Below are 13,101 nucleotides of genomic sequence, written 5' to 3'. Positions count from 1 at the left end.
TCGGGTATCAGAAGATGGTGAATGGTGCGATTACCATAAATTTCACGTCACGCTCATCCTGGAAGATGTTGCCGTAACCACCGCCCCAGCTTGGGATGTCGGAGTGGTTGTCGTATTCGGTGAAGTGCAGTTTGAACATCGTGCCTTTGGCGCGACCGTCCTGAATGGTGTAGACCGCATCCAGGCTGTATGCAGACTCTTCAATAGTCCGGTTTTTGTCGTAGTACGCATCCGGATTGCTCTGCCAGGTAGCGGGTTTAGCATCCCATGCGTAAACGTAGGAAGCGCCGATGGCGAAGCCTGGAAGATTCCAGTTTTTCAGGTCATACATCGCACCGAAGAAGACCGCTTTTTCGCCGTTGGCGTTGAAGTCAGAACGGTTATCCCACCAGATATCCAGGCGACCGTTCGAGGAAGCGTAGGTTGGAGTCATACGTTGCAGGAAGTATCCCTGCTGGCCGTCGGCTTTAACCCAGGTGCCTTCCAGACGCAAATCCACTACGTCAGCCGCCCGGTAACCAAAGGTCAACGCCTGCAGCCAGGCGGTGCCGTCATAAAGGTCGTTGACACTGCGATCGTCAACTTTATCGCGCGTACCGTAGAACTGGTAGCTGGTGGTTAACGGGCTACCGGCGATATCAAATTTGTAGCTGGCTTTGGCAAAATATTGATCGATATACCCTTCTGCCTGACCAAACGCCGCTTCCAGTACGAAGTTATTTTTGAAGTCGTACTTCGCCCCAAGGGAGTGTAGATAATCAACGTTGGTGGTTTTATCGTTCTGATAAAACTCATCCATTTCCAGATGCCACGGCGCTTTATATTCGTTGGTCCACATGTAGGAGAAACTCAACGCACCAGCATCGCCGTAATCAAAATTCGCCCCCGCTTCCGCCCCCTGATAAGTACCCGGCATAAAGCTCCAGTGCGGCGCTAACAGCGTCTGACCGGTTGGCTGAATATAACCTGCCCGCGCCCACACCGGACCGTATTTAAATTTGGCCGCTGCTTTATACAGGCTTATACCGCTTTTATCGCCGGACCAGTCTTCGTCATAAGCTTTATTACTTTTCGAAAACGCGATTTCGTTCGGGTGGGAGCTGTCGCCGTTTTCCGCCATTTCAATCGCCGTAAACGCGGCAATATCAAGGCCGAACATATCAGCAGCATAACCAGACTGAAAATCGAGGTTGGCATTCCAGGTGGAGTGAGAAAGGTTGGTTTTGTATTTATCGCCGTCGGTAACATCTTTACGGTCGCGTTCACGCTGCCAGTAATAGATACCACCGGTTAAAGTTGAGTCGTCGATGAATCCTTCGGCGCGAGCCTCCGGCATTGCCATAAAGCCCGACATTGCTGTAACACCGGCGATAGCCAGCGCCAGCGTACTACGTTTGCCACTAAACGTACGCATGGGTTAATCCTCTTTGACGTATAAATTGCTGCACCAAAGGTGAACAGCGAAAAAAATAAAAATTAAAAAAGTAGCGTTGAGAAAAGTCTCGCTGACTACAGGAACAGACTATTTTTCGCGACGCGAATTATCAATCTCTTTCTGTAACCAGAATGTAATAACATGAGCAACCGCACATATTTTGATGATTTTTGTTACAAGGCTTAAGTTTGTAGCTGAAAGGCTTGCAGAAGAATAAAAGCGTGAATTTCCAGCAAGATGAAAACGGTTACATTTTATTTAATTATGATTTGTGATTTTAAATTTGTTTTATGGATAAATTGCGAAACGGAATTAATTCGCAAAGAAAAGCAGAAAAAAAACGCCACAGAACGCGGCGTTTGGGATTGTTTGCATATTTCTTGCCGGATGCGACGTAAACGCCTCACCCGGCCTGGTAGAACTTAAAATTACTCGCCTACTTTCGCCCAGGTATCACGCAGCCCAACGGTGCGGTTAAATACCGGTTTTTCCGCCGTAGAATGGCGGCTGTCGAGGCAGAAATAACCTTCACGCTCAAACTGGAATGCTTTACCCGCTACCGCGTCTTTCAGCGACGGTTCAGCAAAGCCCTGTTTGATCACCAACGATTCCGGGTTAATCACCGACAGGAAATCATCCGCAGCACCTGGGTTCGGCACGCTGAACAGACGATCGTACAGACGAATTTCTACCGGCAGCGCATGTGCCGCGCTCACCCAGTGAATAACACCTTTTACTTTACGACCATCTGCCGGATCTTTGCTTAAGGTGTCAGCATCATAAGTACAGAAGATAGTGGTGATATTGCCTTCGGCATCTTTCTCCACGCGCTCTGCCTTAATAACGTAAGCATTACGCAGACGCACTTCTTTACCCAGCACCAGACGCTTGTACTGCTTGTTAGCTTCTTCGCGGAAATCAGCGCGATCGATCCAAATCTCACCGCTGAATGGCACCTGACGGCTGCCCATTTCAGGTTTGTTCGGATGGTTCGGCATGGTGACCATTTCGCCTTCGCCCTGATAGTTTTCGATAACCAATTTCACCGGATCGATAACCGCCATTGCGCGCGGAGCATTTTCATTGAGATCTTCACGGATGCAGGATTCCAGCGACGCCATCTCAATAGTGTTGTCCTGCTTGGTCACGCCAATGCGTTTGCAGAACTCACGAATAGAAGCCGCCGTGTAACCACGACGACGCAGACCGGAAATGGTCGGCATACGCGGATCATCCCAGCCTTCAACGTGCTTGTCGGTCACCAGCAGGTTCAGCTTACGCTTGGACATCACGGTGTATTCCAGATTCAGGCGCGAGAATTCGTACTGGCGCGGATGAACAGGAATGGTGATGTTGTCCAGTACCCAGTCATACAGACGACGGTTATCCTGGAACTCCAGCGTACACAGAGAGTGTGTAATACCTTCCAGCGCATCGCTGATGCAGTGGGTGAAGTCGTACATCGGGTAGATGCACCACTTGTTACCGGTCTGGTGGTGTTCAGCAAATTTAATGCGGTACAGCACCGGATCGCGCATCACGATAAACGGCGAAGCCATGTCGATTTTCGCGCGCAGGCAGGCTTTACCTTCTTCAAAACCACCGGTACGCATTTTTTCGAACAGCGCCAGGTTCTCTTCAACGCTGCGATCGCGGTACGGGCTGTTTTTACCCGGCTGCGTCAAGGTGCCGCGGTATTCGCGGATCTGTTCCGGCGTCAGCTCATCAACATACGCCAGGCCTTTATTGATCAGTTCAACAGCATAGGCGTGGAGCTGATCAAAATAATCGGAGGAGTAACGGACGTTACCAGACCAGTGAAAACCTAACCACTCAACGTCGTTTTTGATCGACTCAACGTACTCGATATCTTCTTTTACCGGGTTAGTGTCGTCGAAACGCAGGTTGCACTGGCCTTTATAGTCCTGGGCGATCCCGAAGTTCAGGCAGATAGATTTCGCATGGCCAATATGCAGATAGCCATTCGGCTCCGGCGGGAAACGGGTGTGTACTGTGGTGTGCTTACCACTGGCCAGATCTTCATCGATGATCTGACGAATAAAGTTAGTCGGGCGGGCTTCTGCCTCACTCATCGCGGATTCCTCAAAGCGTAAACAACGTATAACGGCGTATGATCTTATAAGCGGGACAGGCTGACAACTGTTAGTTAGTGAAAATCGAAAATCTCACTGAGATTATGGGGATGATTGATGAAAAAAAAAGCGGCAGAGAAGATCTCCACCGCTTTTGCCAGTCCTGCGTCATTGTTGGATGCGACGCTTAAGCGTCTTATCCAACCTGGACTGAGCTTTTGTAGGCCTGATAAGACGCGTCATGCGTCGCATCAGGCATGAAGCAGATTACTTTTTGATTTCATACAGCGGCGTTTGACCCGCCACAACATGACCCTGAGCTTTAATGATAAGGCCGCTGAAATCGTCGATATTGCTGCAAACCACCGGGCTAATCATCGAACGGGCGTTAGCGTTCAGGTAATCCAGATCCATTTCCAGAATCGGTTGCCCTGCGCTTACTTGCGCCCCCTCTTCCACCAGACGTTTAAAGCCTTTGCCTTCCAGCGCTACGGTGTCGATACCCATATGGACGACAATCTCAGCGCCTTTTTCGGTTTCCAGGCAGAACGCGTGATTGGTGTTGAAGATTTTCACGATTGTCCCTGCGGCTGGCGATACGACGATTTTATCCGTCGGTTTCACCGCCACACCGTCACCCACCGCTTTGCTGGCAAATGCTTCGTCAGGAACCTGATCCAGCGCCACAACATCACCGGTAATCGGCGATACCAGCTCCGCGACAGACACCGCGTTTGGTACGGCCTGCGGTTTTGCTACAGGCGTGGTAGTTGCTGGAGTTGCTTCAGCTGACGCTGCTGCTACCGGACCACGGGCAACGACTTTCTTCATCGCATCGCCGATGGATTCCGCTTTCGCGCCGACAATCACCTGAATGGTTTGTTTGTTCAGTTTTACCACCCCAGAAGCACCAAGGCGTTTACACATCGTATCGTTAACGCGGGCAGAGTCAGCCACGGTCAGACGCAGACGGGTGATACAGGCGTCAATCGCTTTCAGGTTGTCAGTGCCGCCAACCGCAGCAATATAGTTGGTCGCCAGTTGATTGAGACCTTCTTCAGTGTTGCTGTTGGCTTCTTCAGTAACGATCTCGTCTTCTTTATCTTCACGACCTGGCGTTTTCAGGTTGAACATACGGATAACCGCACTGAACACCAGGAAGTAGATAACGAAGAAGATAACGCCCATCACCAGCAGCATCCAGACGTTCTGGCTGGCGGCCGGCAGGTTGTACATCAACGCATAGTCGATAGCCCCCGCAGAGAAGGAGAAGCCAGCATGGATACCCAGCAGCGTTGCCACAAACAGGCTGATACCGGTCAGCAGCGCGTGCAGGAGATACAGCAGCGGCGCAAGGAACATGAACAGGAATTCCAGCGGCTCAGTCACACCGGTCAGGAACGCAGTAACAGCAACAGAAAGCAGCATACCGCCAACCATCGGACGACGCTCTTTCGGTGCTGCGAAGTACATCGCCAGCGCCGCGCCCGGCAGACCGAACATCATAATCGGGAAGAAGCCGGACATAAACATCCCCGCCGTGCCGTCACCGGCATAGAAGCGGTTGATGTCGCCGTGGAAAACCGTACCCGCCGCGTTGGTGAATTCACCAATCTGGAACCAGGCGATGGTGTTCAGCACCTGATGCAGACCGGTTGGGATCAGCAGACGGTTGATGAAACCAAAGATACCGGAACCCAGCGCACCCGCAGAAACGATCCACTCGCCGCCTGCATGGATAGCGTGCTGTACCGGCGGCCAGACATAACCAAAAATGGCCGCCAGCACCAGGCAGAAGAAGCCGGTGGCGATCGGCACAAAACGTTTGCCGCCAAAGAAACTCAGAAAGTCCGGCAGTTTAATATCGGACCAACGGTTATAGGCTGCGCCACCCACCAGACCGGTAATGATACCCGCCAGTACACCCATGTTAATTTCTGGGTTGATAGTCACCATCGCTTTGGTTAACACAAAGTAACCTACCGCACCCGCCAGTGCCGCCGCACCTGCACTGTCTTTCGACCAGCTGGATGCCACACCGATGGCGAAGATGAGCGCAAGGTTGTCAAAAATCGCACCGCCCGCCTGGGCAATAAACGCAACGTTAAGTAAATCTGGCTGACCGAATCGCAGCAACAGCGCCGCCACCGGCAGCACCGCGATAGGGAGCTGTAACGCCCTACCGAGTCGCTGGAAAAAACCTAAAATATTCATCTTATTCCCCCTACGAGAACCCTATTTGGCTCGTTTAAAGCCGTATTTTTATTTTGCTGCAAATTGTACTGCCGATGTTCTGTAATCAAATTGTTAGATCATCTGCTACAGAGTGTGTGAAAATTTAATTCGTATCGCAAATTAAACGCGTGTCTTTTGTGAGTTTTGTCACCAAATATCGTTATCATCACTGCCTTTTACTGGCTAAACCAGAAAACTTATTTTATCATTCAAAAAATCAGGTCGGATTGACGCCTGTCTGCGCAAATCCAGGTTACGCTTAAAGATGCCTAATCCGCCAACGGCTTACATTTTACTTACTGAGGTGAATAATGAGACTGATCCCCCTGACTACCGCTGAACAGGTCGGCAAATGGGCTGCTCGCCATATCGTCAATCGTATCAATGCGTTCAAACCGACTGCCGATCGCCCGTTTGTTCTGGGCCTGCCGACTGGCGGCACGCCGATGACCACCTATAAAGCGTTAGTCGAAATGCATAAAGCAGGCCAGGTCAGCTTTAAGCACGTTGTCACCTTCAACATGGACGAATATGTCGGTCTGCCGAAAGAGCATCCGGAAAGCTACTACAGCTTTATGCACCGTAATTTCTTCGATCACGTTGATATTCCAGCAGAAAACATCAACCTTCTCAACGGCAACGCCCCGGATATCGACGCCGAGTGCCGCCAGTATGAAGAAAAAATCCGTTCTTACGGAAAAATTCATCTGTTTATGGGCGGTGTAGGTAACGACGGTCATATTGCATTTAACGAACCGGCGTCTTCTCTGGCTTCTCGTACTCGTATCAAAACCCTGACTCATGACACTCGCGTCGCGAACTCTCGTTTCTTTGATAACGATGTCAATCAGGTGCCAAAATATGCCCTGACTGTCGGTGTTGGTACATTGTTGGATGCCGAAGAAGTGATGATTCTGGTGCTGGGCAGCCAGAAAGCACTGGCGCTGCAAGCCGCAGTTGAAGGTTGCGTGAACCACATGTGGACCATCAGCTGTCTGCAACTGCATCCGAAAGCCATCATGGTGTGCGATGAACCTTCCACCATGGAGCTGAAAGTTAAGACTTTAAGATATTTCAATGAATTAGAAGCAGAAAATATCAAAGGTCTGTAATTATTATCCCTGCCCTGACGCATTGCTCAGGGCAATATTTTTTTAAATCGGGGGTCAGAATGTATGCATTAACCCAGGGCCGGATCTTTACCGGTCACGAATTTCTTGATGACCACGCGGTTGTAATCGCTGATGGCCTGATTAAAAGCGTCTGTCCGGTAGCGGAACTGCCGCCAGAGATTGAACAACGTTCACTGAACGGGGCCATTCTCTCCCCCGGTTTTATCGATGTGCAATTAAACGGCTGTGGCGGCGTGCAGTTTAACGATACCGCAGAGGCGGTCAGCGTGGAAACGCTGGAAATCATGCAGAAAGCCAATGAGAAATCGGGCTGCACCAACTATCTGCCGACGCTTATCACTACCAGCGATGAACTGATGAAACAGGGCGTGCGCGTAATGCGCGAGTACCTGGCAAAACATCCGAATCAGGCGTTAGGTCTGCATCTGGAAGGTCCGTGGCTGAATCTGGTAAAAAAAGGCACCCATAATCCGAATTTTGTGCGTAAGCCTGATGCCGCGCTGGTCGATTTCCTGTGTGAGAACGCCGACGTCATTACCAAAGTGACCCTGGCACCAGAAATGGTTCCTGCGGAAGTGATCAGCAAACTGGCAAATGCCGGGATTGTGGTTTCTGCCGGTCACTCCAACGCGACGTTGAAAGAAGCAAAAGCCGGTTTCCGCGCGGGGATTACCTTTGCCACCCATCTGTACAACGCGATGCCGTATATTACCGGTCGTGAACCGGGCCTGGCGGGTGCTATCCTCGACGAAGCCGACATTTATTGCGGTATTATCGCTGATGGCCTGCATGTTGATTACGCCAATATTCGTAACGCTAAACGTCTGAAAGGCGACAAACTGTGTCTGGTTACCGACGCCACTGCGCCAGCCGGTGCCAACATTGAACAGTTCATTTTTGCGGGTAAAACAATATACTACCGTAACGGACTTTGTGTGGATGAGAATGGTACGTTAAGCGGTTCATCCTTAACCATGATTGAAGGCGTGCGTAATCTGGTCGAACATTGCGGTATCGCACTGGATGAAGTGCTGCGTATGGCGACGCTCTATCCGGCGCGTGCGATTGGCGTTGAAAAACGTCTCGGCACGCTCGCCGCTGGTAAAGTAGCCAACCTGACTGCATTCACACCTGATTTTAAAATCACCAGGACCATCGTTAACGGTAACGAGGTCGTAACTCAATAAGAGAAAGTATGACACCAGGCGGACAAGCTCAGATAGGTAATGTTGATCTCGTAAAACAGCTTAACAGCGCGGCGGTTTATCGCCTGATTGACCAGTATGGGCCAATCTCGCGGATTCAGATTGCCGAGCAAAGCCAGCTTGCCCCCGCCAGCGTAACCAAGATTACGCGTCAGCTTATCGAACGCGGGCTGATCAAAGAAGTTGATCAGCAGGCCTCCACCGGGGGCCGCCGCGCTATCTCCATTGTCACCGAAACCCGCAATTTCCACGCAATCGGCGTACGGCTTGGTCGTCATGACGCCACCATCACATTGTTTGATCTCAGTAGCAAAGTGTTGGCAGAAGAACATTACCCGTTGCCTGAACGCACTCAGCAAACGCTGGAACATGCCCTGCTGAATGCCATTGCTCAGTTTATTGATAGCTACCAGCGCAAACTGCGCGAGCTGATCGCCATTTCCGTGATCCTGCCAGGGCTTGTTGACCCGGACAGCGGCAAAATTCATTACATGCCGCATATTCAGGTAGAAAACTGGGGACTGGTAGAAGCACTGGAAGAACGTTTTAAAGTGACCTGCTTTGTCGGCCACGATATCCGCAGTCTGGCACTGGCAGAGCACTACTTCGGTGCAAGCCAGGATTGCGAAGACTCAATTCTGGTGCGTGTGCATCGCGGAACCGGAGCCGGGATTATCTCTAACGGGCGCATTTTTATCGGTCGCAACGGCAACGTCGGTGAAATTGGTCATATTCAGGTCGAACCGTTGGGGGAACGCTGCCACTGCGGCAACTTCGGCTGCCTGGAAACTATCGCCGCCAACGCCGCCATTGAACAGCGGGTGTTGAATCTGTTAAAGCAGGGCTACCAGAGTCGCGTGCCGCTGGACGACTGCACCATCAAAACTATCTGCAAAGCCGCGAACAAAGGCGACGGTCTGGCGTCGGAAGTGATTGAGTATGTCGGTCGTCATCTGGGTAAAACCATCGCCATTGCTATCAACTTATTTAATCCGCAAAAAATTGTTATCGCTGGTGAGATCACCGAAGCCGATAAAGTGCTGCTCCCTGCTATTGAAAGCTGCATTAATACCCAGGCGCTGAAGGCGTTTCGCACCAATCTGCCGGTGGTACGTTCTGAGCTGGATCACCGCTCGGCAATCGGCGCTTTTGCGCTGGTAAAACGCGCCATGCTCAACGGTATTTTGCTCCAGCATTTGCTGGAAAATTAATGTGCTTTTATAGTGGCGCTTATTGTTGTCAATATTCTGGGTAGTCCATGACCATTAAAAATGTAATTTGCGATATCGACGGCGTGCTGATGCACGATAACGTCGCCGTACCGGGTGCAGCGGAATTTTTGCACGGGATTATGGATAAAGGCCTGCCGCTGGTGTTGCTGACCAACTATCCTTCGCAGACCGGGCAAGATCTGGCGAACCGCTTTGCCACTGCGGGTGTCGATGTGCCGGACAGCGTGTTTTATACCTCCGCGATGGCGACCGCCGATTTCCTGCGTCGCCAGGAAGGCAAGAAAGCGTATGTGGTGGGCGAAGGCGCACTGATTCATGAACTGTACAAAGCCGGTTTCACTATTACCGATGTGAACCCTGATTTTGTGATTGTTGGCGAAACGCGTTCCTACAACTGGGACATGATGCATAAAGCAGCCTATTTCGTCGCTAACGGTGCACGCTTTATCGCCACCAACCCGGACACCCACGGGCGCGGTTTTTATCCGGCCTGTGGCGCGCTATGCGCGGGGATCGAAAAAATCTCCGGACGTAAACCGTTCTATGTTGGTAAGCCGAGTCCGTGGATCATCCGCGCAGCATTAAACAAAATGCAGGCGCATTCGGAAGAAACGGTGATTGTCGGCGATAATCTGCGTACCGACATTCTGGCGGGCTTCCAGGCCGGTCTGGAGACGATTCTTGTACTCTCCGGTGTTTCGTCGCTCGACGATATCGACAGTATGCCGTTCCGCCCGAGCTGGATTTACCCATCGGTCGCTGAAATCGACGTTATCTGAATAGCAACCACGCCTCAGGGCGTGGTTTCTTATTTTTACCCATCATTAAAATTTGCCCATTCAATAAAATCCGTAAAAAAATATCGATTCATCAATAAATACACCTCCAAACCCTCCTCTTTTTCATCAATCAGCAATCACCATTACGTTTTTTATTTTCCCCCTGCCAAATCGCTTGCGCATAGTGCTGCTTTGCGGCATTTTTTTAAACAAGCAAACACAACAAGCAACAAATACCAGATTAACGGAGAAGGTTATGTGTTCAATTTTTGGCGTATTCGATATCAAAACAGACGCAGTTGAGCTGCGTAAGAAAGCACTCGAGCTGTCACGCCTGATGCGTCATCGTGGCCCGGACTGGTCCGGTATTTATGCCAGCGATAACGCCATTCTCGCCCACGAACGTCTGTCAATTGTTGACGTTAACGCAGGGGCGCAACCTCTCTACAACCAACAAAAAACCCACGTACTGGCGGTAAACGGTGAAATCTACAACCACCAGGCCTTGCGCGCCGAGTATGGCGATCGTTACCAGTTCCAGACCGGGTCTGACTGCGAAGTGATCCTCGCGCTGTATCAGGAAAAAGGGCCGGAATTTCTCGACGACTTACAGGGCATGTTTGCCTTTGCCCTCTACGACAGCGAAAAAGATGCATACCTGATTGGTCGCGACCATCTGGGGATCATCCCACTGTATATGGGCTATGACGAACATGGTCAGCTGTATGTGGCCTCAGAAATGAAAGCCCTGGTGCCGGTATGCCGCACGATTAAAGAGTTCCCGGCGGGAAGCTATTTGTGGAGTCAGGACGGCGAAATCCGTTCTTATTATCACCGCGACTGGTTCGACTACGATGCGGTGAAAGATAACGTGACCGACAAAAACGAGCTGCGTCAGGCACTGGAAGATTCCGTTAAAAGCCATCTGATGTCTGACGTGCCTTACGGCGTGCTGCTCTCAGGTGGTCTGGACTCCTCAATTATTTCCGCGATCACCAAGAAATATGCCGCTCGTCGCGTGGAAGATCAGGAACGCTCGGAAGCCTGGTGGCCGCAGTTGCACTCCTTTGCCGTAGGACTGCCGGGTTCACCGGATCTGAAAGCAGCCCAGGAAGTGGCAAACCATCTGGGCACTGTGCATCACGAAATTCACTTCACTGTACAGGAAGGTCTGGATGCCATCCGCGATGTGATTTACCACATCGAAACCTATGACGTGACGACTATCCGCGCTTCAACGCCGATGTATTTAATGTCGCGTAAGATCAAGGCGATGGGCATTAAAATGGTGCTGTCCGGTGAAGGTTCTGATGAAGTGTTTGGCGGTTATCTCTACTTCCACAAAGCACCAAACGCCAAAGAGCTACATGAAGAGACGGTGCGTAAACTGCTGGCCCTGCATATGTATGACTGCGCGCGCGCCAACAAAGCGATGTCCGCCTGGGGCGTGGAAGCGCGCGTTCCGTTCCTCGACAAGAAATTCCTCGACGTGGCAATGCGTATTAACCCCCAGGATAAAATGTGCGGTAACGGCAAGATGGAAAAACACATCCTGCGTGAATGTTTTGAGTCGTACCTGCCTGCAAGTGTGGCCTGGCGGCAGAAAGAGCAGTTCTCCGATGGCGTCGGTTACAGTTGGATCGATACCCTGAAAGAAGTGGCGGCGCAGCAGGTTTCTGATCAACAACTCGAAACTGCCCGCTTCCGCTTCCCGTACAACACGCCGACGTCCAAAGAAGCGTATCTGTACCGGGAGATCTTTGAAGAACTGTTCCCGCTTTCGAGCGCCGCAGAGTGCGTACCGGGCGGTCCTTCCGTCGCGTGTTCTTCCGCTAAAGCGATTGAATGGGATGAGGCGTTCAAGAAAATGGACGATCCGTCTGGTCGTGCGGTTGGCGTTCACCAGTCGGCCTATAAGTAAGAAAGGCGGTACTGCCCCGGAGAAATCCGGGGCGTTTTCTATTATTTACCCGCCAGTTGCTTTTGATATGCAGTGAGGAAATACTCCGGGTTTGCCACATCGCTGTCAGAAAGCTCATTACTGTAAGCTACTGACCAGGTTGCCTGTTCATCAGGGATATGCAAGCTTCCATTCCCCCCTTTCAGACGCAACAACTCAAAAGAATCACCTTTTATTACCGTGGAATAGGATTTTTCACCTTCCTGTAATGCTTTCACTTTACAGAGAAAAATCTGACCATCAATGTCATTATCAACATGCGATACCTGGATGAGAGCTTCATTTGCCGCTTTCGGGCCTATCCGCATCACCCACACCATCGCCCCTTCCTGCCCACGATAGCCAAAGACATATTTACCGATTTCTGGTCGGGTAGTATCGGCAAACGCAGATTGCATAAGTAATAAAGCACCCATCAAGGCAGTTATAAAACGCAGCATATTATTCCCTCAATAAATCGCCTGAAGTGGTGGCAGAGATGCAGGCGTAGCGATCCCTGCCCTGTCCTGTTGCAACGGGCCAGTATTTCATAGATTAATTTCCCGGCACCATTGTTGAATTCCGAATTTCATCCTGCACAACGAAACAGCAGAGAAAAACACAAAGTAAACAATAATTGACGAATATAGCGTCACGCTGTTCGCAACCTAACCAAACAGTCACTTTCAGGTAATTTTCCTTGAAAAAGAGGTTGACGCTGCAAGGCTCTATACGCATAATGCGCCCCGCAACGCCGATAAGGTATCGCGAAAAAAAGATGGCTACGTAGCTCAGTTGGTTAGAGCACATCACTCATAATGATGGGGTCACAGGTTCGAATCCCGTCGTAGCCACCATCTTTTTTGCGGGAGTGGCGAAATTGGTAGACGCACCAGATTTAGGTTCTGGCGCCGCAAGGTGTGCGAGTTCAAGTCTCGCCTCCCGCACCATTCACCAGAAAGCGTTGTACGGATGGGGTATCGCCAAGCGGTAAGGCACCGGTTTTTGATACCGGCATTCCCTGGTTCGAATCCAGGTACCCCAGCCATC

General features: G+C 50.9%; 9 protein-coding genes and 3 tRNA genes. 8 read left to right on the top strand and 4 right to left on the bottom strand.

All coding sequences use genetic code 11. The features are described 5' to 3' along the window. Positions 1 to 7: 7 nt before the first annotated feature. The 3 genes from chiP to nagE all read right to left on the bottom strand — a co-directional run bounded on the left by chiP (position 8) and on the right by nagE (position 5,742). Entirely contained in the window at positions 8 to 1,414 is a 1,407-nt protein-coding gene (chiP, locus tag K0335_RS20685) for a chitoporin (protein WP_160194166.1), read from the bottom strand. Positions 1,415 to 1,863: 449 nt separating this feature from the next. Next, positions 1,864 to 3,528 (bottom strand): glutamine--tRNA ligase, encoded by a 1,665-nt coding sequence (glnS, locus tag K0335_RS20680; RefSeq protein ID WP_001287172.1) that lies wholly within the window; start codon positions 3,526 to 3,528, stop codon positions 1,864 to 1,866. A 267-nt stretch (positions 3,529 to 3,795) separates the two neighbouring features. Then, complete coding sequence (gene nagE / locus K0335_RS20675) at positions 3,796 to 5,742, bottom strand: PTS N-acetyl glucosamine transporter subunit IIABC (protein ID WP_104919361.1); 1,947 nt, start codon at positions 5,740 to 5,742, stop codon at positions 3,796 to 3,798. 332 nt (positions 5,743 to 6,074) lie between these two features. Here nagE and nagB point away from each other — a divergent pair, with 332 nt between their 5' ends. The 5 genes from nagB (at position 6,075) to asnB (ending at position 12,033) form a co-directional block, all read left to right on the top strand. After that, complete coding sequence (nagB, locus tag K0335_RS20670) at positions 6,075 to 6,875, top strand: glucosamine-6-phosphate deaminase (protein ID WP_001237072.1); 801 nt, start codon at positions 6,075 to 6,077, stop codon at positions 6,873 to 6,875. A gap of 59 nt (positions 6,876 to 6,934) precedes the next feature. After that, positions 6,935 to 8,083 (top strand): N-acetylglucosamine-6-phosphate deacetylase, encoded by a 1,149-nt coding sequence (nagA, locus tag K0335_RS20665; RefSeq protein ID WP_000271154.1) that lies wholly within the window; start codon positions 6,935 to 6,937, stop codon positions 8,081 to 8,083. Between the two features lie 8 nt (positions 8,084 to 8,091). Next, a complete protein-coding gene (gene nagC / locus K0335_RS20660) occupies positions 8,092 to 9,312 on the top strand; it encodes a DNA-binding transcriptional regulator NagC (protein WP_000187590.1) in 1,221 nt (406 codons plus the stop codon). A 47-nt stretch (positions 9,313 to 9,359) separates the two neighbouring features. Beyond that, entirely contained in the window at positions 9,360 to 10,112 is a 753-nt protein-coding gene (gene nagD / locus K0335_RS20655; protein ID WP_000153129.1) for a ribonucleotide monophosphatase NagD, read from the top strand. A 256-nt stretch (positions 10,113 to 10,368) separates the two neighbouring features. Next, a complete protein-coding gene (asnB, locus tag K0335_RS20650) occupies positions 10,369 to 12,033 on the top strand; it encodes an asparagine synthase B (RefSeq protein ID WP_039021087.1) in 1,665 nt (554 codons plus the stop codon). A gap of 41 nt (positions 12,034 to 12,074) precedes the next feature. Here the strand turns inward: asnB and K0335_RS20645 are convergent, their stop codons facing one another. Continuing rightward, positions 12,075 to 12,512, bottom strand: coding sequence for a hypothetical protein (locus K0335_RS20645; protein ID WP_219394073.1), 438 nt, complete (start codon positions 12,510 to 12,512; stop codon positions 12,075 to 12,077). Positions 12,513 to 12,831: 319 nt separating this feature from the next. On the opposite strand from K0335_RS20645, the gene K0335_RS20640 reads away from it, so the two are divergent. The 3 genes from K0335_RS20640 (at position 12,832) to K0335_RS20630 (ending at position 13,099) form a co-directional block, all read left to right on the top strand. Next, positions 12,832 to 12,908, top strand: a tRNA-Met gene (locus K0335_RS20640). An 8-nt stretch (positions 12,909 to 12,916) separates the two neighbouring features. Beyond that, a tRNA-Leu gene (locus K0335_RS20635) sits at positions 12,917 to 13,001 on the top strand. Positions 13,002 to 13,024: 23 nt separating this feature from the next. After that, positions 13,025 to 13,099: transfer RNA gene (locus K0335_RS20630), tRNA-Gln, on the top strand. Positions 13,100 to 13,101 lie beyond the last annotated feature (2 nt).

This window comes from Escherichia sp. GZ89 (assembly GCF_019366485.1).
Classification (GTDB): domain Bacteria; phylum Pseudomonadota; class Gammaproteobacteria; order Enterobacterales; family Enterobacteriaceae; genus Escherichia; species Escherichia fergusonii.
The sequence above is the reverse complement of the archived record's forward strand: the minus strand, read 5'-3'. Positions and strand labels throughout refer to the sequence as shown.

Bases quoted from the DNA above. Each gene is read 5' to 3' on its own strand.
- K0335_RS20645 (WP_219394073.1), bottom strand. From the start codon at position 12,512: ATGCTGCGTTTTATAACTGCCTTGATGGGTGCTTTATTACTTATGCAA.
- nagD (WP_000153129.1), top strand. From the start codon at position 9,360: ATGACCATTAAAAATGTAATTTGCGATATCGACGGCGTGCTGATGCAC.
- asnB (WP_039021087.1), top strand. From the start codon at position 10,369: ATGTGTTCAATTTTTGGCGTATTCGATATCAAAACAGACGCAGTTGAG.
- nagE (WP_104919361.1), bottom strand. From the start codon at position 5,742: ATGAATATTTTAGGTTTTTTCCAGCGACTCGGTAGGGCGTTACAGCTC.
- nagA (WP_000271154.1), top strand. From the start codon at position 6,935: ATGTATGCATTAACCCAGGGCCGGATCTTTACCGGTCACGAATTTCTT.
- glnS (WP_001287172.1), bottom strand. From the start codon at position 3,528: ATGAGTGAGGCAGAAGCCCGCCCGACTAACTTTATTCGTCAGATCATC.
- chiP (WP_160194166.1), bottom strand. From the start codon at position 1,414: ATGCGTACGTTTAGTGGCAAACGTAGTACGCTGGCGCTGGCTATCGCC.
- nagB (WP_001237072.1), top strand. From the start codon at position 6,075: ATGAGACTGATCCCCCTGACTACCGCTGAACAGGTCGGCAAATGGGCT.
- nagC (WP_000187590.1), top strand. From the start codon at position 8,092: ATGACACCAGGCGGACAAGCTCAGATAGGTAATGTTGATCTCGTAAAA.